Genomic DNA, 24794 nt, shown 5'->3' with positions numbered 1-24794 from the left:
CGCAGTTCCCCGCGCCCCTGGAGATGCGCACCTCGTGCGCGACCTCCAGGGGGAAGCGCGGCGAAGCCGCAGCTTTCAGGGGCGCGGGGAACTGCGCGAGAAGCCCCACCGGCCCGCAGCCGAGGCGACGACCCGTACCCCCGTCACGGGCCGAGCCCGAAGGACCCCGCGCCCCGAGCGGAGCGCTACCTCACTGCTTGAGGAACGCCGCCGCCTGCCCCGCCTCATAGTCGCCGGCCGGCTGCCGCGTGATCACGTTCAGGCGGTTGAACGCGTTGATGTTCGCGATCAGGCAGACCAGTGCGGCGAGCTGCTCCTCGTCGTAGTGCTTGGCCGCGTTCGCCCACGCCTCGTCCGTGACGCCGCCGGCCGCGTCCGCCAGCCGGGTGCCCTGTTCCGCCAGTTCCAGGGCGGCGCGCTCGGCCTCGGTGAAGACCGTGGCCTCACGCCAGGCCGCGACCATGGTGAGCCGCAGCCCGCTCTCCCCGGCGGCGGCGGCCTCCTTGGTGTGCATGTCCAGGCAGCCCGAACAACCGTTGATCTGGCTGGCCCGGATCTTCACCAGTTCCTGCGTCGCGGCCGCCAGGCCGGAGTCCGCGATCGGCAGGTTGGCCCCGGCGAGGCGCTTGGCGAAGCCCATGGCGGTCTTGCTGGCGAACATGTTCAGACGCGCTTCCATGACGTGCTCCTTGTGCCGTGGTGATTGCTTCCACCAACGAGACGAAAGGAGCGGGCCCGTCTGTGACATGCCCCGGCGTGACGTGGGTCACCTACGCCTGATAGTCCTCGACCAGCTCACGGGAGCGCTTCACGTCGTTCGCGATGGCCTCGATGAGCTCGTCCAGCGACTCGAACTTCGCCATGCCGCGCACGAACGCCAGGAAGTCCACGGCCACGTGCAGCCCGTACAGGTCAAGACCCACCCGGTCGATGGCATACGCCTCGACGGTCCGCTCCGTGCCGTCGAACTGCGGGTTGGTCCCCACCGAGATCGCCGCCGGCATCGCCTCACCGTTCACGTGCAGCCAGCCCGCGTAGACGCCGTCCGCCGGGATCGCGGTGTGCGGCAGCGTCTCCACATTGGCGGTGGGGAAGCCCAGCTCGCGGCCGCGCTGCGCGCCGCGCACGACCACGCCCTCGACGCGGTGCGGCCGGCCGAGGATCTCCCGGGCGCCCTGCACGTCGCCCTCGGCGACCAGGCGCCGGGTCAGCGTGGAGGAGAACGGCTGCCCGCCGCCCGCGGCGCCGCTCACGTACAGGTCCACGACCTCGACACCGAAGTCGAAGGTGCCGCCCTGCTCGGCGAGGAAGGCCACGTCGCCCGCGGCCCTGTGCCCGAAGCGGAAGTTGGGGCCCTCGACGACGACGCGCGCGTGCAGCTTGTCGACGAGCACCTTGGCGACGAACTCGGCGGGCGAGAGCTTGGAGAACTCAGTGGTGAAGGGGAGGATCAGCACGGCGTCGACGCCCAGCTCGGCCATCAGCTCGGCGCGCCGGTGGTGCGGCGCGAGCAGCGGCGGGTGCGAGCCGGGGCGCACGACCTCGCTGGGGTGCGGGTCGAAGGTGACGACGACGGCCGGCAGGCCCAGCTCGCGCGCCCGCTCGACGGCCCGCCCGATGATCAGCTGGTGCCCGCGGTGCACCCCGTCGTAGGAGCCGATGGTGACGACGCTGCGCCCCCAGTCCTCGGGGATGTCCTCCAAGCCACGCCAGCGCTGCACGGTGATTGCTCCTCGCAAACCTGTGTACGACGAATCCGTCCCTGCGGTCCCGGCGGCCCTGTCGATCTCTGCGGCCCCTTGCCGTGACGCAGGTCTAAGAGTGCCATGCCGACCGCCCGCGCCTCTCATCGGGCGGGCTCACGCGGACACCCGGAACCCCGCCAGGTTCTCGATCATGCGGCGGGCGCTCGGTCCGACCAGCGCGGCCCACTCCTGGGGCGCGGCCGCGAGCCAGCGGGCCACCGGCGCGGCGAACCCCGGCACCGTCCGCGCCAGTTCCACCAGGCTCCGGTCGAAGCGCGCCGCACCTTCCGGGGTACGGACGAGCAGCAGGCCCGTACGGTGCACCAGCTCGCGCGTGCGGGGCAGCCCGCGCCGCACCGTGCTCCAGGCGGCGGCGCCCAGCACCGCGTCCAGGACGGCGGGCTCCCGCTCCTGCCCGAGCAGGACGTCGAGCAGGTCGGCCCGCGGTCCGCGCGAGGCGGCGGCGCCGGGCGTGGCGAGGACGGGCGCGAGCGCGGTGCGCACGGCCGGGGGCCCGGTCCGCAGCAGCTCCGTGACGAGCGGGAGGAGGACGGCGTGCGCGGCGGGACCCTGGTCGAGGCGCCGGTCGACGAAGGCGGCGAGGGGCCCGGCGGCGGCCTCCGGCGCGGTCCGCGCCAGCTCCGCCACGAGCGCGGCCGCGCGCCGCGCCAGGTCGGGCGGTGTGATGTCGGCGAGGGTGCGCAGCAGTTCGCCCAGGCCGGGTCCCGGGTCCGCGAGGCGGGCGCGGAACGCGGCGAGGACCGCCTCCGGGTGCGTGGCGAGGGCCGGGGCGAGCGCCGAGGCGGGCAGCTGCGGGTCCTGGGCGGCGAACCGGCGCAGGGCCTGTCCCAGGTACTGGGGGCGCGACTGCGGGTCCCGGACGAGCAGGGCGAGCGCGGCGCCGTGCGGGGTGCAGTCGGCCGGGCGGGCCAGCAGGGTGAGCGCGGCGCGCCGCAGCAGCCGCCGGTCGGTCTCGGCCGTGACCCGGGCGGCGACCCGGGGGCCGTAGGCACCGGCCGCCACGTGCCGCGCGGGCCGCTCGTCACGCGCCCACCGCTCGACGGCCCGGCACAGCGCGGCGGGCTCCTCGTCGGCGAGGTCGGCCAGCAGTTCGTCGGCCCGCGGATGGGCGCAGTCGACCAGCGCCTCGACGAGGTCGTCGACGGCCCGGCCCCGATGGGTGTGGAGCAGGGCCTGCGCGGCGGTGGCCACGGTGGCGTCGGGCAGCGCGGGCAGCGGCCGCTCGTCGTCGAACCAGCGGGTCAGGCGCCGGTGCGCCAAGCCCGGCTCGGCGGCCAGGGACGCGGCGACGGCGTCGAGGTAGCGGCCACCGGGCTCTGGCGCGTCGTGCACGACGAGGCGCCGCAGCAGTTCGAAGCGGGTGTCGTCGTCCACCCGCAGCGCGGTCCAGAACCACGGTCCGAAGGCCCCCCGGTCGGCCAGCTCCTCCAGGACGGGCAGGTAGGGGCGGGTGTCGGGGACGCGCAGCAGCACCTCACCGACGAGATGCGCGGCCCACCAGCCCGCCTCGCCGGCGGCCTGGTCCGCCGCGGGCGGGCCGAACCGGCCGCTCAACTCCCGCAGCCGCGCCCCGAGTCCGGCCGGGCCGTCCTCCTGCCGCTCCTGCGCGAGCAGGGCGCGGACCACGGGCCCCGCCCGGTGCCTGGGCACCGGGACCGAGCCGGTGCCGCGGCGCCGGAAGACGAGGGCGTCCAGCGCCGCGTCCAGGTCCAGGTGCATGCCCTGCATCCAGTCGGCCACCTCCTCGTGCGCGAACCGGTATCCGCCGCCCGCGGGCACCAGCACGCCCTCCGCGAGCACGGCCGACGCCCAGCCGCTCACGCCGTGCCGCGCGCCCCATGGGAACAGCTCCTCGAACGTCGCGCGGTCCAGCTCCCCCTGGCCGGGTCCGAGACTGCGCCGCGCCGCCTCGTGCAGCTGCCCGCAGACCCGCGCCGCGAGCCGCCGCACACCGCTGCCCCGCACCCCGCAGGGCGCCGCGAGCCGCACCGCGACCCGCAGGCACATCAGATCCAGCGCGGCCGCGAACACCTCGTCGCGGCCCACGCCTGCGGGCACCCCCGCCGGCAGCGCCGCGTGCACCTCGCCCAGCAGCCGCAGCGCGAGGGGGTGCCGCGCGTCCGCCGGGGCCGGCGCCTCCTCGGGCAGGCCGAAGCGCTCGCGCGCCGTCCGCGCCTGCGCCGCCGTCAGCTCCCCGACCTCTACGCACGCGGGCAGCCGTCCGGCCCGCCCGTGCAGTGCGGCGCCGCCGAAGAGCGCCCCGGCCTGCTCCCAGTACTCCGGCCGGCACGCCACGACGAGCCGCGTCCCCGACGCCCCCAGGGCGCGCTCGGTCTCCCGCGACCACGCGGCGAGCCGGTGGGCGAGGACCGGCGGCATCTCCTCGGGCCCGTCGAGCAGCACCACGAGCGGCCGGCCCGCGGTCCGGGCGACCCCGGCGACGCGCTCCGGCGAGAGCTCGCCGAGCGCCCGCGCGGCGACGGAGCGGGACGCGGCGACGATCCGTCCGGCCCGCTTGAGGGCGCGCCCCACGGCGTCCAGCACCGAGGTGTCGTCGCCGTGCAGATCGGCGCCGCGCAGCCAGAGGGTCGGCGCGGCCGCCCCGTCCGCGGCCCGCCGCGCGGCGAACGCCGCCAGCTCCGTCGTGCGGCCGCTGCCCACCTCCCCCACCAGCGCGCACACGGCTGCCGCGCCCCGGGAGAAGTCCGCCAGCTCAGCCACGAGGCCGGGGCGTTCGACCGGCTCCACACCGGCCGGGCCCGGCCCGTCGCTGCCCACCGAGACGGCGGTCAGCTGGAGCACGGCGGCGAGGTTCAGATCGGGGCCGTACGCCGGCACGGTGGCGTCGTTGCGGGCCAGCAGCACGGCGAGCCGGGGCTCGGCGCGGGCCGCCGCGCGCAGCGGCACCGCGAACCCGGCCGCCTCGCGCCCGGCTTGCAGCGCGGTGCCGAGGACCGCGACGACGGCGCCCGTCCGGGCGTCCAGGACGGGCCCGCCCGCGGCCTGGCCGCCGAGGCGCAGCGCGTCGGCCCCGGCGGTGCCGACCGCCAGCTCCATCGCGCCGGACAGCAGGTGGAAGCGGTCGGTCGCGGTGTACGTGACGTCCACGTGCCCCAGCACCCGCGCCTCGCGCCATCCGCCGGCCGCGATCCGCAGATACGTGCCCGGCTCGCGGAGCGCGCCGGACCCGACGGGCAGGGGCGGCGCGCCCAGCCCCTCGGTGCTCACCAGCGCCAGGGCCACCCCGGGCAGTTCGACCACCGACTCGGGCCCCACCAGGCAGGTCTCGCCGCCCGGGCCGTGCAGCACCACGCGTCCGAGTCCGTCCACCGCCTCGTGGCTGGTGACGACGGTGCCGCGGTCGTCCGCGACGAACCCCGTGCCGCGCGGCCGCCCGGCCAGATCACAGATCCGTACCAGAGGCGGATCCACCATGCCGCGCCCCTCCCGCCGCTCTCCGTTACGCCCCGTATGTCCGACGGTAGGCGCGTGGTGATCAGCTGGACAGGACGCCGGGCGAACGCGCCCCCTTCCACTCCCCCATATCACTCCGAGCGCCTGCCCGAAGGGGTGAACGAATCGGCCCGTCGGATAGACCCTTGAAAGGGGGAAGAAGAGGGGGAACGTGGAGCGGCGGCCACCCGGCGACCGGGCGACCGCCGCTCCACGCAGGCGTCGGGGGTCTGTCAGACGAACACGGCCAGACTCTTGGCCTTGCCCTTCGCCTCTTCGACCAGCGCGAGCAGGCGGCCGGCCGCGTCGAAGACGCCGACGGGACCGCGGCCCGCGTACTCCTCGGGCACGTCGAGCCGGACCCCGTTCAGCAGCAGCTTGCCGCGGCGCTCGTCCACGTCCCAGCGGGGGAACGCGGCCGCGGCGGCCTCGGCGACCGGCAGCACGGACAGCTCTTCCTGGTGCTGGTCGAGCGTGCGCGCCGCATCGAGCTTGTAGGGGCCGACACGGGTGCGGCGCAGCGCGGTCAGGTGTCCGCCGACGCCGAGACCGGCGCCCAGGTCACGGGCGAGCGCCCGGATATAGGTGCCGGACGAGCAGACCACGGAGACGACGAGGTCGAGCACGGGCGTACCGTCCTCGGCGACCGCCTCCCGCATGTCGTGGACGGTGAAGGCCGAGACGGTGACCGGCCGCGCCGGGATCTCGAACTCCTCGCCGTCCCGGGCCCGCTTGTAGCTGCGGACCCCGTTGATCTTGATGGCGCTGACCTTCGACGGCACCTGCATGATGGCGCCGGTCAGCTGGGCGATCCCCGCATCGACGGCCTCGCGCCGGACCCCGGAGGCGTCGGTGGAGGAGGTGATCTCGCCCTCGGCGTCGTCGGTCAGGGTGTCCTGGCCCAGGCGGATGGTGCCCAGGTACTCCTTCTCGGTCAGCGCGAGGTGGCCGAGGAGCTTGGTGGCCCGCTCGACGCCGAGCACGAGGACGCCCGTCGCCATCGGGTCGAGAGTGCCCGCGTGGCCGACGCGGCGGGTCTTCGCGATCCCGCGCATCTTGGCCACGACGTCGTGCGAAGTGAAGCCCGACGGCTTGTCGACGATGACAAGCCCGTCGGGCGGTGGGGTGCGGTCCGCCATGCTCAGGTGTCGCCGTCCGTCTCGTCGTCGGCGTCGTCCTCGGCGTCCTCCGGCTTGCGGTACGGGTCGGCGCCGCCGGCGAACGTGGCGCCCGCGGACGTCTCGCGCACCTTCTCGTCGGACTGCCGCGCCCGGTCGAGGAGGTCCTCGATCGTCTTGGCGTTGTCCGGCAGGGCGTCCGCGACGAAAGTCAGGGACGGCGTGAACTTCACGCCGGCCGCCGCCCCGACCGCGGACCGCAGGACGCCCTTGGCGCTCTCCAGCCCGGCGGCCGCCTCGGCGCGCTGCTCGTCGTCCCCGTAGACCGTGTAGAAGACGGTCGCTTCCCGCAGGTCACCTGTGACGCGGGTGTCCGTGATGGTGACGTGGGTGCCGAGCCGCGGGTCCTTGATCCCGCGCTGCAGCTTCTTGGCCACCACCTCGCGGATGAGGTCCGCCAGCCTCTTGGCACGCGCGTTGTCGGCCACTGGTCCGTCTCCTTAGTAACTGTCTCGCTTGTTGCTTCAGTCTTCGTCGCTGTGGAGCCTGCGTCGAACCGAGAGCAGTTCCACCTCGGGCCGCCCGGCGACCAGACGCTCGCAGCGGTCCAGTACGTCGGTGAGGTGTCCCGTGTCCCCGGAGACCACCGCGAGTCCGATCTCGGCCCTGCGGTGGAGGTCCTGGTTCCCCGTCTCCGCCGCGCTCACCGCGTGCTTGCGGATGAGCTCGGCCACGATCGGGCGGACCAGAGAGCGTTTCTCCTTCAGCGAGTGCACGTCGCCGAGGAGCAGATCGAAGGACAGAGTCCCCACATACATGTGTGTCCGGATGTCCCGCCGGTTCGGGTTCGTATAAGCGCACATGACGTGACGCCGATACCAAGACCGTACACGCAACGGCCGGGGCCGATCGACGGAAATAAGCTCCGCCGACCGGCCCCGAACCTGCTGCCGCGTGGATCCGTGAGGATCAGGCGCGCGGCTTCTCGCGCATCTCGTACGTCGCGATGACGTCGTCGACCTTGATGTCGTTGAAGTTGCCGAGGTTGATACCGCCCTCGAACCCTTCGCGGATCTCGGTGACGTCGTCCTTGAAGCGGCGCAGACCGGAGATGTTGAGGCTCTCCGCGATGACCTTGCCATCGCGCAGCAGGCGCGCCTTGGTGTTGCGCTTGACCTCGCCGGACCGGACGAGCACACCGGCGATGTTGCCCAGCTTGGACGACTTGAAGACCTCGCGGATCTCCGCCGTGCCGAGCTCGACCTCTTCGTACTCCGGCTTGAGCATGCCCTTGAGGGCCGCCTCGATCTCCTCGATGGCCTGGTAGATCACCGAGTAGTACCGGACGTCGACACCCTCGCGCTCCGCCATCTGCTGCGCACGGCCGGCTGCCCGGACGTTGAAGCCGATGACGATGGCGTCGGAGCCGGTCGCCAGGTTGATGTCGGACTCGGTGACCGCACCCACACCGCGGTGCAGGACGCGGATGTCGACCTCTTCGCCGACGTCGAGCTGGAGCAGCGAGGACTCGAGAGCCTCCACCGAACCGGACGCGTCGCCCTTGATGATGAGGTTGAGCTCCTGCACCAGACCGGCCTTGAGGGCCTCGTCCAGGTTCTCCAGGGAGAACCGGACGCCGCGGCGCGCGAAGTTGGCGTTGCGCTCGCGGGCGGCGCGCTTCTCGGCGATCTGACGGGCCGTACGGTCCTCGTCCACCACCAGGAAGTTGTCGCCGGCACCCGGGACGTTGGTGAGACCGAGCACGAGGACGGGGGTCGAGGGACCCGCTTCCTCGACGTTGTTCCCGTTGTCGTCGAGCATGGCGCGGACTCGGCCGTAGGCGTCGCCGACCACCATCGTGTCGCCGATGCGCAGCGTGCCGCGCTGGACCAGGACCGTCGAGACGGCACCGCGGCCCTTGTCGAGGTGCGACTCGATCGCGATGCCCTGCGCGTCCTGCTCCGGGTTGGCCCGCAGGTCGAGCGAGGCGTCCGCGGTCAGGACCACGGCCTCGAGCAGGGAGTCGATGTTGAGACCCTGCTTGGCGGAGATGTCGACGAACATGGTGTCGCCGCCGTACTCCTCGGCCACCAGGCCGTACTCGGTCAGCTGACCGCGCACCTTGGTCGGGTCGGCACCCTCGACGTCGATCTTGTTGACCGCGACGACGATCGGGACCTCGGCGGCCTTGGCGTGGTTGAGCGCCTCGACCGTCTGGGGCATGACGCCGTCGTTGGCCGCGACCACGAGGATCGCGATGTCGGTCGACTTCGCACCACGGGCACGCATGGCGGTGAAGGCCTCGTGACCGGGGGTGTCGATGAAGGTGATCCTGCGCTCCTCCTCGTTCACCTCCGTCGTGACCTGGTACGCACCGATGTGCTGCGTGATGCCGCCGGCCTCGCCCGCGATGACGTTCGTCTTGCGGATGGTGTCGAGCAGGCGGGTCTTACCGTGGTCGACGTGACCCATGACGGTGACGACCGGCGGACGGGAGACGAGCATCTCCTCGCCGCCCTCGTCCTCGCCGAACTCGATGTCGAAGGACTCGAGCAGCTCGCGGTCCTCCTCCTCGGGGCTGACGATCTCCAGGACGAAGTTCATCTCGTCCGCGAGGAGCTTCAGCGTCTCGTCGGAGACGGACTGCGTGGCAGTGACCATCTCGCCGAGGTTCATCATCACGCCGACGAGCGACGCCGGGTTGGCGTTGATCTTCTCGGCGAAGTCGGTGAGCGAGGCACCGCGCGACAGGCGGACGGTCTGTCCGTTGCCGCGAGGCAGCATGACGCCGCCCACCGACGGGGCCTGCATGGCCTCGTACTCCTGGCGCCTCTGCCGCTTCGACTTGCGGCCACGACGGGCGGGCCCGCCGGGACGGCCGAACGCACCCTGCGTGCCACCACGGGCACCGGGACCACCGGGACGACCGCCACCGGGGCGACCGGCGAAACCGCCACCGCCACCGGGGCGACCGGCGAAGCCGCCGCCACCGCCGCCACCGGGACGACCGGCGAAACCGCCGCCACCGCCACCGGGACCGCCCGGACGACCGGCGAAGCCGGGACGACCGCCGCCGCCACCACCGCCGGGACGACCGCCGCCGCCACCGGGACCACGGCCACCGCCGGGGCCACCACCGGGACGCGGGCCCGCGGCGGGACGCTGCGGCATCATGCCCGGGTTCGGACGGTTACCACCGGGGGCACCGCCGGGACGCGGACCGGCCGCGCCGCCCTGCGGACGAGGCATGCCGCCCGGGGTCGGACGGGCGCCGCCCTGACCCTGCGGACGGGGACCACCCTGGCCGCCGCCCTGCGGGCGCGGGCCGCCGGGGGCACCCTGGCCGCCCGGACGCGGGGCGCCACCCGGACGGGGCGCCTGCGGGCGCGCCATGCCGGTGGAACCACCAGAGGTGAAGGGGTTGTTGCCCGGACGGGGACCCGCGGGGCGGGCTCCACCGGGGCGGGGACCGCTCTGCGCACCCTGGCCACCCTGGCGCGGGGCGCCCTGACGGTCGCCGCGGTTGTCACGGTCGCCGCGGCCCTGGCCACCCTGCGCGGGGGCCGGACGGCCACCGGGCTTGGGGGCGCCGGGACGGGCCGCCGGACGCGGGGCGCCGGACGCCGGGGCCGACGAAGCGGCCGGGGCGGCGGGAGCCGCGGGGGGCGCGGTGAACTCGGGCGCGGCGGGCGCCGGCGAAGCGGGCTTGGGAGCCGGCTTCGGACCGGGGCGCGGGCCCGACGCCGCGGCCGGAGCGGCCGGAGCCTGCTCCTCGGCGGCGGCCGGCTTGGGAGCCGGCGGACGCGGCGCGGCAGGCTTGGCGGCCTGCGCGGGGGACGGGGTGGGACGCGGCGCCGCGGGCTTCGCAGACGATCGCGCGGCGTCAGCCGCCCCGGTGGAGCCGGTGCTTGCACCGGACTTCTTGGCGGGCTTGCCGCCGTTGCCCTGCTGGAGGGCGTCAGTCAATTTGCGTACTACCGGCGCCTCGATCGTCGAGGACGCCGAACGTACGAATTCACCGAGTTCTGTGAGCTTGGCCATGACGACCTTGCTCTCTACGCCGAACTCCTTGGCGAGCTCGTATACCCGGACCTTAGCCACTTCGCTCCTTTTAGGTCCGGGTTACGCCGGACCGTCGCTACTTCATGGGCGTACTCATCGCGTGCTCATCGAGTGCTCATCGCAATCTCGACCTACTTCCAACTCGCGGGGTACCAGGGCCGCACAGGGGTTCCGTGCGGCGCTTCTTACGGTGTCGCCTGCTCGATCCGGTGGCGCAGCGCCTCCGTGTCGAACGGTCCAGGGGCCTTGTACGCCCGCTGGAACGCCCGGCGGCGGACCGCCAGGTCGAGACAGACCAGGGCGGGGTGCACGTAGGCACCCCGGCCGGGCAGCGTACCGCGATCATCGGGGACACATCGCCCCTCGGTCACCACGATCCGCAGCAGATCGCTCTTGGCCGCTCGCTCCCGGCATCCCACACAGGTTCGCTCAGGGCATGCGCGGGTTGGCGTCCGGCCAGACACGATTAAGTCTACCTCCCCGTACCGACCTCACCCCTCCGGGGCAACAATCGAACGGCTGTTTCTTGTCACATTCTGTCGTGATCCAAGCGCGGAGCGCCCGGTTTTATTCCCGGCCCCGGCGGTCCCGGGCATCCCGGTCGTCCCGCCTGTCCCGGTCGTCCCGGTCGTCGCCGTCGGGGGCGGACTGCTCGGTGTCGGGGCGGATGTCGATGCGCCAGCCGGTGAGGCGGGCCGCGAGGCGGGCGTTCTGCCCCTCTTTGCCGATGGCGAGGGAGAGCTGGTAGTCCGGGACCGTCACGCGGGCCGAGCGGGCCGCGAGGTCGACGATCTCGACCTTGGAGACCCGGGCCGGGGAGAGGGCGTTGGCCACCATCTCGGCCGGGTCGTCCGACCAGTCGACGATGTCGATCTTCTCGCCGTTCAGCTCGCCCATCACGTTGCGCACGCGGCCGCCCATCGGGCCGATGCAGGCGCCCTTGGCGTTCAGCCCGCTGCGCGTCGAGCGCACCGCGATCTTGGTGCGGTGACCGGCCTCGCGGGCGATGGCCGAGATCTCCACGCTGCCATCGGCGATCTCCGGCACTTCGAGGGCGAAGAGCTTCTTCACCAGGCTCGGGTGCGTGCGCGAGAGGGTCACGGAGGGACCGCGCACCCCCTTCGCGACCCGGACGACGTACGAGCGCAGCCGCATGCCGTGCTGGTAGACCTCGCCCGGCACCTGCTCCTGCACCGGCAGGATCGCCTCGAGCTTGCCGATGTCGACCAGCACGTTCTTCGGGTCACGGCCCTGCTGGACCATGCCCATGACGATGTCGCCCTCGCGGCCCGCGTACTCGCCGAGCGTCGCGTCGTCCTGCGCGTCTCGCAGCCGCTGCAGGATGACCTGCTTGGCGGTGGTGGCGGCGATGCGGCCGAAGTCGGACGGGGTGTCGTCGAACTCCTTGGCCTCCTGCCCCTCTTCGAGGTCGGCCGGGTCCTCCGTCGCCCACACCGTCACGTGGCCGCTCTCGCGGTCCAGCTTCACGCGTGCGCGGCGGAAACTTCCTTCGGTGCGGTGGTAGGCGATGAGGAGGGCCGACTCGATCGCCTCGACCAGCAGATCGAAGGAGATCTCCTTCTCCCTGACCAGCCCCCGCAGGGCACTCATGTCGATGTCCATGGCTACGCCTCCTCTGCTTCTGATGCGTCGTTCTTGTTCTTGCGGTTGAACTCGACCTGGACCCGCGCCTTGGCGATGTCACCGAAGCCGAGCCGTCGGGCGGTGGCCTTGCGGCCCTTCACGCCCGGTACTTCGAGGTCGAGTCCGTCGTCGTCGACCCGGAGGATGCGCGCCACCAGCTCGGAGTCGTCGGTCAGCTGGAACCGGACGAGGCGGTCCGTAGCGCGGACGTAGTGCCGGTGCTCGGTGAGGGCGCGCTCGGCGCCCGGCGTCCCGACCTCCAGCTCGTACTCGCCGTCGCCCATCGCGTCCGTCTCGTCGAGCTTCGCCGAGAGCGCGCGGCTCACATCGGCGACCTGGTCGAGGTCGGCTCCTTCGTCGGAGTCCACGACGACGCGCAGCACCCGCTTGCGCCCTACCGAGGCGATCTCGATCTCTTCGAGGTCGAGCCCCTGGGAGCCCACGAGCGGTTCCAGTAGTTCCCGCAGCCTCTCGTTCTGGGTCGTGCTCATCCGGGTGACTCCTCGGCCGCGTGTGCTGTTGTGGTGGGTCGGCGTTCCGTCGCGCGTCAGGTCAAAGGGTATCCGGTCCAGGGGGGTGTTGCGGTCCACCGGGCGAGGGGCGGCGGTACGGTGATCACCGGCCGCGCCGTCCCGGTCGTGCCGACACCGCCGCCACTCTGCCGAGGACGACCGCCCGTGCCGCTCACCACTCAGGCCCGACCGGGGCCCCGCCGTAGAACTCTGCTCGCCTCGCTGGCCGGGGCCGCGCTGCTGACCGGGTGCTCGGACGGGAGCGGCGCGGGCACCCAGGGCGCCCCCTCGCTCGCGCAGGAGAAGCGGCTGCGGGCGCGGGCTGCCCGCGAGAGCGCGGACCTGCTGGGCCGGTACGACGCGGCGCTCGCCGCGCGGCCCGGGCTCACGGACCGGCTCGCGCCGCTCCGCGCGGAGGTGGAGCGGCACGTGTCGGCGTTCGGCGGGGCCGCCAGGCCGTCCGCGCTCCCGCCGTCGGCGTCCACTCCGCCGGTCGCCGAGGAGGACGTGCTGAAGGCGCTGGCGGCGGCCGAGCGGGCCCTGTCGGACCAGCGCATGTCGGCCCTCGCCGACCCCGGCACCCCCGCCGAGCACGCCCGGCTGCTGGCCTCGGTGGCGGCGGCCGGGGCCGGCCACGCGTACCTGCTGACGGAGGGCTGAGAGCGATGGACGAGGACGGACTGCTGGCGTCGGTGCAGGCGGCGCTGCGCGCCGAGCACGCGGCGGTGTACGGGTACGGGGTGGTCGGCGGCCGGATCGGGCAGAGCCGCCGCGCGGAGGCGCGGGCCGCGTACGACGCGCACCGCGCCCGCCGCGACGGGCTGCGGCGCACCGTGCGCGACCTGGGCGCCGGCCCGGAGGAGTCGGCGGGGGCGTACGCGCTGCCCTTCCCGGTGCCGGACGCCGCCGCGGCGGCCCGGCTCGCCGCGGACATCGAGGACAAGGTCGCCGGCGCCTACTCGGACCTCGTGCGGGCGGCGAGCGGAGCGCGGCGCCGCGACGCGGCGGACGCGCTGCGGGAGGCGGCGGTCCGTGCGGTGCGATGGCGCGGCGGGAGCGTAGCCTTCCCTGGGCTCGCCGAACGGGCCGCGGCGCCCTCCGCGTCACCCTCGGCGTCCTCGCGTACGTAAGCAGCCACTGGATGCGGTGGCTGCGCCGCTCGGAAGGGAATCTCTCGCGCATGGCTCTCGAACCGCCGCAGCGGCTGGTGAACGCTCTCGGCGAAGTGCGCGACGAGGGGGCGAGCGCCTGGCTCGGCCGGCTCGGTGCCCTGCTCGACGAGGCCGCGGCCCGGCGTGCGGTCACCGTCGAGCGGGTGCAGGTGCCCGGCGGGCGCAGCAGCCTGGTCGCCCATGTCAGGACGGCGGAGGGTGCGCCCGCGGTACTCAAGCTGGCGCCGGAGCGGTTCCGGCCGGAGGCGGAGCGGGCGGCGCTGACGCACTGGGACGGGTTCGGTGCGGTCCGCCTCCTCGATCCCGGGACCAACGACGGGGCGCTGCTCCTGGAGCGGCTGCACCCCGAGGTCTCCGTACGGACGCTGCCGGAGGCGAAGGCGCTCCTGGAGGCGGCGGGGACCCTGCGGCGGCTGTGGACGGAGCCGCCGGCCGGGCGCAACTGCGAGACCGTGCCGGAGCGCACGGGCCGGCAGGCGACGGCGATGCGGGCGGCCGTGGCCGCCTTCCCCGAGGTCGCCCCGCTGGTCGACGCGGCCGTGGCGGCCCGCGAGGAGCTGGTGGCCGCTCCGCCCGAACTGCGGCTGCTGCACGGCACGTTCCGCCAGTCCAAGGTGGTCTCCGGCGAGCGGATGCCGTGGCTGGCGGTCGGCCCCGACCCGGTCGTCGGCGAACGCGCCTTCGATCTGGCCCGGCTCGTGCGCGACCGGGTCGAGGACCTGATCGGCTCGCCGTCGGGCCCTGCCATCACCCGGCGCCGCGTGAAGCGGCTCGCCGAGTCGCTCGACGTGGACCAGGAGCGGCTGCGCGGCTGGACGCTGTTCCGGGCCGTCGAGTCGGGGGTGCGGGCGCTGCGGGTGGGCCGGGAGCGGGACGGCGAGAACCTGCTGGAGTTCGCGGGCTGGCTCTGAGCCCTTCCGGACGAGGCAGCGCCCCGGATGCCGTGCATCCGGGGCGCTGCTGTGTGCGGTGGGCTCACGCGGTGAGACGGGCGACGGCCTCCGCGACCGTCAGCTCCTCGCGCTCGCCGGTGCGGCGGTCCTTCAGCTCCACGACGCCGTCGGCGCTGCGGCGCCCCGCGACCAGGATCTTCGGTACGCCGATCAGCTCGGAGTCGGTGAACTTCACGCCCGGGGAGATGCCGGGGCGGTCGTCGACCAGGACGCGGACACCGGCCGCGGCCAGCTGCTCCGAGACGTCCAGGGCCAGCTCGGTCTGGAGCGCCTTGCCGGCGGCGACCACGTGCACGTCGGCCGGGGCGATCTCCGCGGGCCAGATGAGGCCCTTGTCGTCGGCGTGCTGCTCGGCGAGGGCGGCGACGGCGCGCGAGACGCCGATGCCGTACGAGCCCATGGTGACGCGGACCGGCTTGCCGTTCTGGCCGAGCACGTCGAGCTGGAAGGCGTCGGCGTACTTGCGGCCGAGCTGGAAGATGTGGCCGATCTCGATGGCGCGGTCCAGCTTGAGCCCGGTGCCGCAGTTGGGGCAGGGGTCGCCCTCCTGCACCACGACGACGTCGACGTAGGCGGAGACCTCGAAGTCGCGGCCCGCGACGACGTTCTTCGCGTGGACGCCCGCCTTGTTCGCGCCGGTGATCCAGGCGGTGCCGGGGGCGACGCGCGGGTCGGCGAGGTAGGTGACCTTCTCCAGGCCCTGCGGGCCGACGTAGCCGCGCACCAGGTCGTCGCGGCCCTCGAAGTCCTCGGCCGTGACCAGCTCCACGGCGGCCGGGGAGAAGTGCGCCTCGACCTTGTCCATGTCGACCTCGCGGTCGCCGGGGACGCCGACCGCGACGATCTCGCCGTCCACCTTGACCAGGAGGTTCTTCAGGGTGGCCGACGCGGGGACGTCGAGGTACGCGGCGAGCGTCTCGATGGTCGGGGTGTCGGGCGTGGGGATCTCTTCGAGCGCGGGCGCGTCGGCGGCCTCGACGGGCTTCAGGGCGAAGGTGACCGCCTCGGTGTTGGCGGCGTAGTCGCACTGCGGGCAGTCCGCGAAGGTGTCCTCGCCGGCGCCGGCCGGCGCGAGGAACTCCTCGGACTTGGAGCCGCCCATGGCGCCCGCGGTGGCGGCGCAGATGCGGTAGTCGAGGCCGAGGCGCTCGAAGATGCGCTGGTAGGCGGCGCGGTGCAGACCGTAGGACGCGGCGAGGCCCTCGTCGGTCAGGTCGAAGGAGTAGGAGTCCTTCATCTGGAACTCGCGGCCGCGCAGGATGCCGGCGCGGGGGCGGGCCTCGTCGCGGTACTTCGTCTGGATCTGGTAGAGGATCACCGGCAGGTCCTTGTAGGACGTGCACTGGTCCTTGACCAGCTGGGTGAAGATCTCCTCGTGGGTCGGGCCCAGGAGGTAGTCGCCGCCCTTGCGGTCGTTGAGGCGGAACAGCTCGGCGCCGTACTCCTCCCAGCGGCCGGTCGCCTCGTAGGGCTCCTTGGGCAGCAGGGCGGGGAGCAGGACCTCCTGGGCGCCGATGGCGTCCATCTCTTCGCGGACGACGCGCTCCACGTTGGCGTAGACCCTGCGGCCGAGCGGCAGCCAGGACCAGACGCCGGCCGCGGTACGACGCACGAAACCGGCGCGGACCAGCAGTTTGTGGCTGAGCACCTCGGCGTCCGCCGGGTCGTCGCGCAGGGTCTTCACCATCAAGCGGGACATGCGCTGGACCTGGGCCTTGGCCATATTTCTTGACTCCTGCGACGAAAGGGTTGTGCCCAGGAGGTTAGCCGGGCGGTCGGCGCGGCCGGAAATCGGTCCGCTCAGCGCAGCAGCGGCAGGGGCGCGCCCATCACGGCGTACGGCTTCGGGGCGCTGGGGAACAGGACCTGGCGGGAGAGGTCGTCGTAGCCGAGGGAGTGGTACAGGCCCCGGGCCGGGCTGTCGAAGTCGATCGCGGAGAGGATCGAGCGGGGCTGGTCGGCGCCGTCGGTGAGGGTGGTGATGAGGGTCCGGCCGATGCCGCGGTCCTGGTAGCCGGGGTGGACGTGCAGCTCGGTGATGACGAAGGAGTCGTCGAGCCAGTGGTCCTGGCCGCGGGCGCGCAGGTACGGCTCGACGACCGTGGACCACCAGTGGGTGCGGTCGTTGGGCATGCCGTAGACGAAGCCGACGAGGCGGCCGGAGTCCGTGGTGGCTCCGAGGGCGCGGGCGCCGGTGTACGTCATGTGGCGCAGCACGATCTGGCGGCGGACCGCGATCTCCTCGTCGCTCAGGCCGAAGGCGTGCGCCTGGACGGCGAGGGCTTCGTCGACGCGGGCGTGCAGATCGAGGGGCCCGATGGTGACGGCGTCGTCCGTACGGTTCCGGTGCGGCATGCCCGGAGGGTACCCCGGCGGGCGGGGCCTGCGTACGGGGACCCGGGGCGGTCTAGAACAGGACGCTCATGAACGCGCCGACCTCTTCGAATCCCACCCGGCGGTAGGCGGCGCGGGCCGGGGTGTTGAAGTCGTTGACGTAGAGGCTGACGACGGGGGCGACGTCGGCGAGGGCGTAGCGCAGTACGGCGGCCATGCCGGGGGCGGCGAGGCCGCGGCCGCGGTACTCGGGGGCGACCCAGACACCCTGGATCTGGCAGGCCTCGTCGGTCGCGGCGCCGATCTCGGCCTTGAAGACGACCTTGCCGTGCTCGTCGAGGCGGGCGAAGGAGCGGCCGGAGCCGACCAGTTCGGCCACCCGCGCCTGGTAGAGCAGGCCGCCGTCGCCGGCGAGCGGGGAGACGCCGACCTCCTCGGTGAACATCGCCACGCACGCCGGCATGATCGCGTCCATCTCGTCCTTGCGGATGCGGCGCACGTACGGGTCCGGGGTGACGTCGGCGGGCATCCGGTCGGTCACCATCAGCGGCTGGCGGGGCCGCACGTCGCGGGCCGGGCCCCAGCTCGCCTCGAGCAGGCGCCACAGCTGGGCGGTGGGGCCGGCCGGTCCGACGATCGAGGAGCAGCGGCGGCCGGCCCGGCGGGCGCGGTCGGCGAAGCCGCGGATGGCCCGGTCGGTGGCGCAGATCGGTACGAGGTTGGCGCCCGCGTAGCAGAGCGAGGCCAGCATGCCGTCCTCGTACCAGCCCCACATCTCGCCGCCCAGGCGCCAGGGGTCGAGGCCCGCGACGCGGACGCGGGCCGTCACGAAGGCATTGGCGACCGGCTCGCGGCCGAGTACGGCGAGCGCGGCGTCGAGGTCGCTCGGTTCGAGGACCCGGGTGGTGGTCTGAGTCAACACGTGCGGGTGGGCCTTCGCCTGGTGGGGGCTGGTCTCCGCACTGTACCTGCCGGTGGTTTGGGCCGCCTCGGCCTGTGCGGGGCTGCTCGCGCCGTTCCCCGCGCCCCTGGGTCACATGTCGGCTGCCGGCCGGTGGGGGCGGGCCGCGCCGTTCCCCGCGCCCCTGGGCCGTACGCCGACTGCCGCGCCGTCGTGGCTGCTCGCGCCGTTCCCCGCGCCCCTGAGAGGCGCACTGCGTGCGCCGTCTCATCGGGGCCGATGGGGCTGCGGCGAAGCCGCAAGCTTCTCAGGGGCGCGGGGAACCCAGCCGCGGGATGGGTCAGCCCGCTACCGCTACCGAGGGCTCGCCGGAGGCGACGCCGTCCTTCTCCATCTGCTCGGCGATCTTCAGCGCCTCTTCGATGAGCGTCTCCACGATCTTCGACTCGGGGACCGTCTTGATGACCTCGCCCTTGACGAAGATCTGCCCCTTGCCGTTGCCGGAGGCGACACCGAGGTCGGCCTCGCGGGCCTCGCCCGGCCCGTTCACGACGCAGCCCATGACGGCGACGCGGAGCGGAACCTCCATGCCGTCGAGACCGGCCGTGACCTCCTCCGCCAGCTTGTAGACGTCGACCTGGGCGCGGCCGCAGGACGGGCAGGAGACGATCTCCAGGCGGCGCGGGCGCAGGCCGAGCGATTCCAGGATCTGGTTGCCGACCTTGATCTCCTCGACCGGCGGCGCGGAGAGCGAGACGCGGATGGTGTCGCCGATCCCCTCGGAGAGCAGCGCCCCGAACGCGACGGCCGACTTGATGGTGCCCTGGAAGGCGGGACCGGCCTCGGTGACGCCGAGGTGCAGCGGATAGTCGCACTTCTCGGCGAGCAGCCGGTAGGCGTTGACCATCACGACCGGGTCGTTGTGCTTGACCGAGATCTTGATGTCGCGGAAGTCGTGCTCCTCGAAGAGGGACGCCTCCCACAGCGCGGACTCGGCGAGCGCCTCGGGGGTCGCCTTGCCGTACTTCTGGAGCAGGCGGCGGTCGAGCGAGCCCGCGTTCACCCCGATGCGGATCGGCGTGCCGTGGTCCCGGGCCGCCTTGGCGATCTCCTTGACCTTGTCGTCGAACTGCTTGATGTTGCCCGGGTTGACCCGGACCGCGGCGCAGCCCGCCTCGATGGCGGCGAAGACGTACTTGGGCTGGAAGTGGATGTCCGCGATCACCGGGATCTGCGACTTCTTGGCGATGACGGGCAGCGCGTCGGCGTCGTCCTGCGTGGGACACGCCACCCGCACGATCTGGCAGCCCGACGCGGTCAGCTCGGCGATCTGCTGGAGCGTGGCACCGATGTCGGACGTCCGCGTCGTCGTCATCGACTGCACCGAGATGGGCGCGTCGCCGCCGACGGCCACCGTGCCGACCTGGATCTGCCGGCTCTTGCGCCGCTCGGCGAGCTTGAGCGGTACATCCGGCATGCCGAGTGAAATCGCAGTCATCTGCTGTGCAACCCCAAGGTATGGATCGAGGACCGAGTCCAGAGGCTTTCGAGATTACGTCACCGGCGCGCGGCCGAGCACATCGCGCCCGCAATCCACCCGAAGGTGGGCGGCCGGACACCCAGGGTGTGCGGCCGCCGTGCATGAGATGTGATCAGGAGATTCTCACCGGGTTAACGACATCGGCGATCAGTACCAGGATCGTGAAGCAGACGAAGATCCCCGCCACCACGTACGCGACCGGCATGAGCTTCGCGACGTCGAAGGGGCCCGGGTCGGGGCGGCGGAAGACGCGGGCCAGGTTGCGCCGCAGCGCCTCCCACAGGGCGCCCGCGATGTGGCCGCCGTCGAGCGGGAGCAGCGGCAGCATGTTGAAGAGGAAGAGCGAGAGGTTGAAGCCGGCGACCAGCATCAGCGACATCGCCAGTTTCTGGGTGGCCGGGATGTCGAGCGCCGCGATGTCGCCGCCGACCCGGGCCGCGCCGACCACGCCCATCGGGGAGTCCTGGTCGCGGGGGCCGTCGCCGAAGGCCGCGTCCCACAGGGCCGGGATCTTCGCCGGGAGGGCGACGATGGAGTCGACGGCGTCGCCGACCCGGTCGCTCATCCACGTGACGGAGTCGCCGAAGTCCTGGTGGACGACGCCGGTGGCGGCGGTGAAGCCGAGGAAGCCGGCCTTGACGTAGCCGTCGGTGATCTGGCCGCTGGCGTCCTTCTTCGCGACCTGGTTGGTGGCGATGTGCGCGTTCAGCGTCCGGCGCTGTCCGTCACGCTCGACGACGATCGGGACGGTCCGGCCGGCGCTCTCGCGGATCTTGTCGGACAGGACGTTCCACTTGTCCGTGGTGACGCCGTCGAACGAGACGATCTTGTCCTTGGCCCGGAGGCCGGCGGACTCGGCGGGCGACTTCGGGTCGGACGCCTTGCAGGTGTCCCGGTCGGCGCTGGCCTGGATGACGCAGGGCGAGACGGACTGGACCACGTTCGTCTGCTGGGTGATGCCGAAGCCCATGAGGACCGTGAAGAAGAGGCCGACCGCGAGGATCAGGTTCATGAAGGGGCCCGCGAACATCACGATCACGCGCTTCCAGGGCTTGCGCGTGTAGAAGAGGCGGCTCTCGTCGCCGGGTTGCAGCTCCTCGAAGGCGGCCGCGCGGGCGTCCTCCACCATGGAGCGGAACGGCGAGGTCGAGCGGGACTCGATGCGGCCGTCCGCGCCGGGCGGGAACATGCCGATCATGCGGATGTAGCCGCCGAGCGGGATCGCCTTGACGCCGTACTCGGTGTCGCCCTTCCGCCGGGAGAAGAGGGTCGGTCCGAAGCCGACCATGTACTGCGGGACGCGGATGCCGAAGAGCTTCGCCGTCGACAGGTGGCCCAGTTCGTGCCAGGCGATGGAGATGAGCAGGCCCACCACGAAGACGACTACGCCGAGGATCATCATCAAGGTCGTCATGCACGAGCCTCCGCGGCTGCCTGGTCCCGATCGGTCAGTGCACGGGCCCGGGCGCGTGCCCAGGTCTCCGCTTCGAGGACGTCCGCGAGGGTCAGGGAAGTTCCCGGCACCGCCGGCGTGCCGTGTTCCTCGACGACCCGGGTGACGGTCTCCATGATCCCGTTGAACGGCAGGGCGCCCTTCAGGAAGGCGTCCACACACTCCTCGTTGGCGGCATTGAACACCGCCGGGGCCGTGCCCGCGAGTTCCCCGACGTGCCGGGCCAGGCCCACCGACGGGAACGCCTCGGTGTCCAGGGGGAAGAACTCCCAGCTCGCGGCCTGCGTCCAGTCGAACGCGGGGGCCGCGTCCGGGATCCGCTCCGGCCAGCCGAGGCCGATCGCGATCGGGCCGCGCATGTCGGGCGGGGTCGCCTGGAGGAGGGAGGAGCCGTCGACGTACTCGACCATGGAGTGCACGTAGGACTGGGGGTGCACGACGACCTCGATGCGGTCGAAGGGGATGTCGTAGAGCAGGTGCGCCTCGATGACCTCCAGACCCTTGTTGACCAGGGTCGCCGAGTTGACCGTGATGACCGGGCCCATCGCCCAGGTCGGGTGGGCGAGCGCGTCCTCGACGGTGACGTGCGCGAGGTCGGCCTTGGTGCGGCCGCGGAACGGGCCGCCGGAGGCGGTGACGACCAGCTTGCGCACGTCGGCGCGGGTACCGGCGGCGAGCGCCTGGAAGAGCGCGGCGTGCTCGGAGTCGACCGGGATGATCTGTCCGGGCCGCGCCAGCGCCTTCACCAGGGGGCCGCCGACGATCAGCGACTCCTTGTTGGCGAGGGCGAGGGTGCGGTCCGCCTTGAGCGCGGCGAGCGTGGGCGCCAGGCCGATCGAGCCGGTGATGCCGTTGAGCACGGTGTGGCAGTCGCCGCGGCCGGCGACCTCGGTGGCCGCGTCCGGTCCCGCGAGGATCTCCGGCAGCGGCTCCCCCGGCCCGTACCGCGCGGCCAGCGCCTCGCGCAGCGCGGGCACGGCCTCCTCGCGGGCGACGGCGACGGTGCGCACGCGCAGCTGGTGCGCCTGCTCGGCCAGCAGGGCCACCCGGCCGCCGGCGGCGCTGAGGGCGGTGACGCGGAAGCGGTCCGGGTTGCGCAGCACGAGGTCGATGGCCTGCGTCCCGATCGAGCCCGTCGAGCCCAGCACGGCGATGTCCCTGGGGGCGTCGCCGGGTGCGGGGTCGAAGACGAGGTGCGGATCGGCGAGCGGCGATGGGCTGTCGGTCATCCCCCTATTGTTGCCTGGCTTTGCTGTGAGCCGGACGGGGCTACCCCGTACGGGTCCGGGGCCGTGATGTCAGGAGGCCATCGTCCGCACGTAGTGGCTGAGATTGGCGCTGACCAGACCCCGTACGTACAGGGCCGCGCCCGTGACGAGCAACGGCACGGAGGCCGCGAGGACGGCCAGGAGAGTGGGCCAGGGGATCACCGCGCAGGGATTGCGGACGCTGTCCTCGTAGCCGAGTTCGAGCCGTTCGAAGAGCGGGGCGCCGCAATCCGGGTCGGCGCCGAGGACAGACCACGGCAGGACGAGCCGGAGGACGACATAGAGCCACAGGAGGCCGCCGGCGGAGAGCAGGAACAGGCCGCGCCCGCGCATCCGCCGGGTCTCCGCGAGGAAGCGGCGCTCCAGGTCGTCGCGGTACTTCGTCTCGTCGCGCATGGGGCCCCCGGTGTCGTGGTGACGGATCCGCCGGAGAGTACCGGCCGGTCCGCTCGCCAGGACGGGCGGGGCCGTCAGCGGATCGGGCGGTGGACGTTCTCCCGCTGACTCGCTCCCGGGGTGGTGTCGGCGATCCAGGGGCCCTCGCCGCTGGGGTCGACGACGCCCTGCTCCAGCCAGGTGTACGTGCCGCTGAGGACGCCCTTGACGACCGTGTGGTCGAGGTCGTCGGTGTTGGTCCACAGGCGGGCGAAGAGTTCGTCGGCGCGGATGCGGGCCTGGCGGCAGAAGACGTCGGCGAGCTGGTAGGCCTCGCGGCCGTGCTCCTCGGTGGTGCGCAGGAGTTCGGCGCGGACGCAGGCGGCGCTCATCGCGAAGAGTTCGGCGCCGATGTCGACGATGCGGCCGAGGAAGCCCTGTTTGGTCTCCATGCGGCCCTGCCAGCGGGACATGGCGTAGAAGGTGGTGCGGGCGAGTTTGCGGGCGGCGCGCTCGACGTAGCGCAGGTGGCCGGAGAGGTCGGGGTGGCCCGCCGGGTGGAACTCGGCGTAGGAGCGCGGGAGCTGGCCCGGTCCGGCGACGAGCTTCGGCAGCCACTTCGCGTAGAAGCCACCCGCTCTGGCGCCCGCCTTCGCCTTGTCGGCGAGCGACGTGTCGGGGTCGATGAGGGCGCCGGCCACGGAGAGGTGGGCGTCGACGGCCTCGCGGGCGATCAGCAGGTGCATGATCTCGGTCGAGCCCTCGAAGATGCGGTTGATGCGCAGGTCGCGCAGGATCTGCTCGGCGGGGACGGCGCGTTCGCCGCGGGCCGCGAGGGACTCGGCGGTCTCGAAGCCGCGGCCGCCGCGGATCTGGACCAGTTCGTCGGCCATCAGGCAGGCCATCTCGGAGCCGTACAGCTTGGCGAGGGCGGCTTCGATGCGGATGTCGTTGCGGTCCTCGTCGGCCATCTGCGAGGAGAGGTCGAGGACGGCCTCCAGGGCGAAGGTGGTCGCCGCGATGAAGGAGATCTTCGCGCCGACCGCTTCGTGGAACGCGACCGGCTTGCCCCACTGTTCGCGCGCCGCCGACCACTCGCGGGCGATCTTCAGACACCACTTCCCGGCGCCGACGCACATGGCGGGCAGGGAGAGGCGGCCGGTGTTGAGCGTGGTGAGGGCGATCTTCAGGCCCGCGCCCTCGGGGCCGATGCGGTTGGCCGCGGGGACGCGGACCCGGTGGAAGCGGGTGACGCCGTTCTCCAGGCCGCGCAGGCCCATGAAGGCGTTGCGGTTCTCGACGGTGATGCCCTCGGCGGCGGCCTCGACGACGAACGCGGTGATGCCGCCCTTGTGTCCCTCGGACCGCGGCACGCGGGCCATGACGACGAGGAGGTCCGCGACGACCCCGTTCGTCGTCCACAGCTTCACCCCGTCGAGGACGTAGTCGTCGCCGTCGGGGACGGCCGTGGTGGCCAGGCGCGCCGGGTCGGAGCCCACGTCGGGTTCGGTGAGCAGGAAGGCGCTGATGTCGGTGCGCGCGCACCGCGGCAGGAACGCGTCCTTCTGCTCCTGGGTGCCGAACATCTTCAGGGGCTGCGGTACGCCGATCGACTGATGGGCGGAGAGCAGCGCCCCGATGGCGGGGCTGGCCGAGCCGACCAGGGCGAGCGCCTTGTTGTAGTAGACCTGCGTGAGGCCGAGGCCGCCGTACTTCGTGTCGATCTTCATCCCGAACGCGCCGAGTTCCTTCAGCCCGTTGACGGTCTCGTCGGGGATCCGCGCCTCGCGCTCGATGCGGGCCGAGTCGATCTTCGTCTCGCAGAAGTCGCGCATCTGGGCGAGGAACGCCTCGCCGCGCCGGGCGGCCTCGTCGGCGGGGACCGGGTGCGGGTGGACGAGGTCGAGCCGGAACCGGCCGAGGAACAGCTCCTTGGCGAAGCTGGGCTTGCGCCAGTCCTGCTCACGGGCGTCCTCGGCGACCTGCCGGGCCTCCCGTTCGGAGACCTTGGCCCGGGGCTTGGGTGTTGCGGACATGAGGTTCACCTCGCCGCGCGTCGGGGCACCGGACCGGCCCGTTACCGGCTGGTGCTACTCGATCGTATGTACCCGATCCGCGCCGTCCCGGCCAGTCCTCGCGCGGCCCCGGCACGTGCCGACACCCGCCGAGTGCGGCGGCGTCCCCGACCCGTACGCCCTCCTGGAGACGGTCCGCCGGGTGCGGGCCGAGGGCGGCGATCCCCG

General features: G+C 73.0%; 21 protein-coding genes. 3 read left to right on the top strand and 18 right to left on the bottom strand.

The window, feature by feature from the left end; all coding sequences use genetic code 11:
- Positions 1-190: 190 nt before the first annotated feature.
- The 10 genes from ABZY33_RS23805 to rimP form a co-directional block, all read right to left on the bottom strand.
- Positions 191-679, bottom strand: a complete 489-nt coding sequence (locus ABZY33_RS23805; RefSeq protein WP_356493661.1) for a carboxymuconolactone decarboxylase family protein — start codon at positions 677-679, stop codon at positions 191-193.
- Positions 680-770: 91 nt separating this feature from the next.
- Complete coding sequence (locus tag ABZY33_RS23800; protein ID WP_356493660.1) at positions 771-1721, bottom strand: bifunctional riboflavin kinase/FAD synthetase; 951 nt, start codon at positions 1719-1721, stop codon at positions 771-773.
- A 138-nt stretch (positions 1722-1859) separates the two neighbouring features.
- Positions 1860-5201 (bottom strand): serine protease, encoded by a 3342-nt coding sequence (locus tag ABZY33_RS23795; protein ID WP_356493659.1) that lies wholly within the window; start codon positions 5199-5201, stop codon positions 1860-1862.
- Positions 5202-5452: 251 nt separating this feature from the next.
- Positions 5453-6358: a tRNA pseudouridine(55) synthase TruB gene (gene truB / locus ABZY33_RS23790; protein WP_356493658.1), complete on the bottom strand. Its 906-nt coding sequence runs from the start codon at positions 6356-6358 to the stop codon at positions 5453-5455.
- A 2-nt stretch (positions 6359-6360) separates the two neighbouring features.
- On the bottom strand, positions 6361-6825 hold the full coding sequence (rbfA, locus tag ABZY33_RS23785; protein ID WP_356493657.1) for a 30S ribosome-binding factor RbfA: 465 nt from the start codon (positions 6823-6825) through the stop codon (positions 6361-6363).
- A gap of 36 nt (positions 6826-6861) precedes the next feature.
- Positions 6862-7155, bottom strand: a complete 294-nt coding sequence (locus ABZY33_RS23780) for a DUF503 domain-containing protein (protein ID WP_356493656.1) — start codon at positions 7153-7155, stop codon at positions 6862-6864.
- A 151-nt stretch (positions 7156-7306) separates the two neighbouring features.
- Positions 7307-10438 carry a translation initiation factor IF-2 gene (gene infB / locus ABZY33_RS23775; RefSeq protein WP_356493655.1) on the bottom strand — a complete coding sequence of 1044 codons (3132 nt, stop codon included), beginning with the start codon at positions 10436-10438 and terminating at the stop codon, positions 7307-7309.
- 146 nt (positions 10439-10584) lie between these two features.
- Positions 10585-10863 (bottom strand): YlxR family protein, encoded by a 279-nt coding sequence (locus tag ABZY33_RS23770; RefSeq protein WP_356493654.1) that lies wholly within the window; start codon positions 10861-10863, stop codon positions 10585-10587.
- Between the two features lie 103 nt (positions 10864-10966).
- Complete coding sequence (nusA, locus tag ABZY33_RS23765) at positions 10967-12022, bottom strand: transcription termination factor NusA (protein ID WP_356493653.1); 1056 nt, start codon at positions 12020-12022, stop codon at positions 10967-10969.
- Between the two features lie 2 nt (positions 12023-12024).
- Positions 12025-12534, bottom strand: a complete 510-nt coding sequence (gene rimP, locus ABZY33_RS23760; RefSeq protein WP_356493652.1) for a ribosome maturation factor RimP — start codon at positions 12532-12534, stop codon at positions 12025-12027.
- A gap of 186 nt (positions 12535-12720) precedes the next feature.
- On the opposite strand from rimP, the gene ABZY33_RS23755 reads away from it, so the two are divergent.
- From ABZY33_RS23755 to ABZY33_RS23745, 3 genes are read left to right on the top strand one after another with little or no spacing between them, the layout of a single operon-like run.
- Entirely contained in the window at positions 12721-13215 is a 495-nt protein-coding gene (locus ABZY33_RS23755) for a hypothetical protein (protein WP_356493651.1), read from the top strand.
- Positions 13216-13220: 5 nt separating this feature from the next.
- Positions 13221-13685: a ferritin-like domain-containing protein gene (locus ABZY33_RS23750; protein WP_356493650.1), complete on the top strand. Its 465-nt coding sequence runs from the start codon at positions 13221-13223 to the stop codon at positions 13683-13685.
- A gap of 50 nt (positions 13686-13735) precedes the next feature.
- A complete protein-coding gene (locus ABZY33_RS23745; protein WP_356493649.1) occupies positions 13736-14638 on the top strand; it encodes an aminoglycoside phosphotransferase family protein in 903 nt (300 codons plus the stop codon).
- 64 nt (positions 14639-14702) lie between these two features.
- Here ABZY33_RS23745 and ABZY33_RS23740 read toward each other — a convergent pair whose 3' ends face one another.
- From ABZY33_RS23740 to ABZY33_RS23705, 8 genes are all read right to left on the bottom strand, one after another.
- Positions 14703-16403 (bottom strand): proline--tRNA ligase, encoded by a 1701-nt coding sequence (locus ABZY33_RS23740; protein WP_356493648.1) that lies wholly within the window; start codon positions 16401-16403, stop codon positions 14703-14705.
- A gap of 77 nt (positions 16404-16480) precedes the next feature.
- Positions 16481-17035, bottom strand: a complete 555-nt coding sequence (locus ABZY33_RS23735) for a GNAT family N-acetyltransferase (protein ID WP_356493647.1) — start codon at positions 17033-17035, stop codon at positions 16481-16483.
- A gap of 52 nt (positions 17036-17087) precedes the next feature.
- Positions 17088-17936: a GNAT family N-acetyltransferase gene (locus ABZY33_RS23730; protein WP_356493646.1), complete on the bottom strand. Its 849-nt coding sequence runs from the start codon at positions 17934-17936 to the stop codon at positions 17088-17090.
- A gap of 319 nt (positions 17937-18255) precedes the next feature.
- Positions 18256-19413, bottom strand: coding sequence for a flavodoxin-dependent (E)-4-hydroxy-3-methylbut-2-enyl-diphosphate synthase (ispG, locus tag ABZY33_RS23725; protein ID WP_356493645.1), 1158 nt, complete (start codon positions 19411-19413; stop codon positions 18256-18258).
- Between the two features lie 154 nt (positions 19414-19567).
- Complete coding sequence (locus tag ABZY33_RS23720; protein ID WP_356493644.1) at positions 19568-20869, bottom strand: site-2 protease family protein; 1302 nt, start codon at positions 20867-20869, stop codon at positions 19568-19570.
- Positions 20866-22137, bottom strand: coding sequence for a 1-deoxy-D-xylulose-5-phosphate reductoisomerase (gene dxr, locus ABZY33_RS23715; RefSeq protein WP_356493643.1), 1272 nt, complete (start codon positions 22135-22137; stop codon positions 20866-20868). The genes ABZY33_RS23720 and dxr overlap by 4 nt, the downstream gene beginning before the upstream one ends.
- A 69-nt stretch (positions 22138-22206) precedes the next feature.
- Positions 22207-22572, bottom strand: a complete 366-nt coding sequence (locus ABZY33_RS23710; RefSeq protein ID WP_356493642.1) for a hypothetical protein — start codon at positions 22570-22572, stop codon at positions 22207-22209.
- A gap of 74 nt (positions 22573-22646) precedes the next feature.
- Positions 22647-24587, bottom strand: a complete 1941-nt coding sequence (locus ABZY33_RS23705) for an acyl-CoA dehydrogenase family protein (RefSeq protein WP_356493641.1) — start codon at positions 24585-24587, stop codon at positions 22647-22649.
- Positions 24588-24794: the final 207 nt, after the last annotated feature.

This window comes from Streptomyces sp. NPDC006552 (assembly GCF_040611655.1).
In the GTDB taxonomy this organism is placed as follows: domain Bacteria; phylum Actinomycetota; class Actinomycetes; order Streptomycetales; family Streptomycetaceae; genus Streptomyces.
The sequence above is the reverse complement of the archived record's forward strand: the minus strand, read 5'-3'. Positions and strand labels throughout refer to the sequence as shown.

Coding starts and splice junctions, on each gene's coding strand:
- ABZY33_RS23795 (WP_356493659.1), bottom strand. CDS start 5,201: ATGGTGGATCCGCCTCTGGTACGGATCTGTGATCTGGCCGGGCGGCCG.
- ispG (WP_356493645.1), bottom strand. CDS start 19,413: ATGACTGCGATTTCACTCGGCATGCCGGATGTACCGCTCAAGCTCGCC.
- nusA (WP_356493653.1), bottom strand. CDS start 12,022: ATGGACATCGACATGAGTGCCCTGCGGGGGCTGGTCAGGGAGAAGGAG.
- truB (WP_356493658.1), bottom strand. CDS start 6,358: ATGGCGGACCGCACCCCACCGCCCGACGGGCTTGTCATCGTCGACAAG.
- ABZY33_RS23745 (WP_356493649.1), top strand. CDS start 13,736: ATGGCTCTCGAACCGCCGCAGCGGCTGGTGAACGCTCTCGGCGAAGTG.
- ABZY33_RS23705 (WP_356493641.1), bottom strand. CDS start 24,587: ATGTCCGCAACACCCAAGCCCCGGGCCAAGGTCTCCGAACGGGAGGCC.
- dxr (WP_356493643.1), bottom strand. CDS start 22,137: ATGACCGACAGCCCATCGCCGCTCGCCGATCCGCACCTCGTCTTCGAC.
- rimP (WP_356493652.1), bottom strand. CDS start 12,534: ATGAGCACGACCCAGAACGAGAGGCTGCGGGAACTACTGGAACCGCTC.
- ABZY33_RS23740 (WP_356493648.1), bottom strand. CDS start 16,403: ATGGCCAAGGCCCAGGTCCAGCGCATGTCCCGCTTGATGGTGAAGACC.
- ABZY33_RS23710 (WP_356493642.1), bottom strand. CDS start 22,572: ATGCGCGACGAGACGAAGTACCGCGACGACCTGGAGCGCCGCTTCCTC.
- ABZY33_RS23720 (WP_356493644.1), bottom strand. CDS start 20,869: ATGACGACCTTGATGATGATCCTCGGCGTAGTCGTCTTCGTGGTGGGC.
- ABZY33_RS23805 (WP_356493661.1), bottom strand. CDS start 679: ATGGAAGCGCGTCTGAACATGTTCGCCAGCAAGACCGCCATGGGCTTC.
- ABZY33_RS23780 (WP_356493656.1), bottom strand. CDS start 7,155: ATGTATGTGGGGACTCTGTCCTTCGATCTGCTCCTCGGCGACGTGCAC.
- ABZY33_RS23750 (WP_356493650.1), top strand. CDS start 13,221: ATGGACGAGGACGGACTGCTGGCGTCGGTGCAGGCGGCGCTGCGCGCC.
- ABZY33_RS23735 (WP_356493647.1), bottom strand. CDS start 17,035: ATGCCGCACCGGAACCGTACGGACGACGCCGTCACCATCGGGCCCCTC.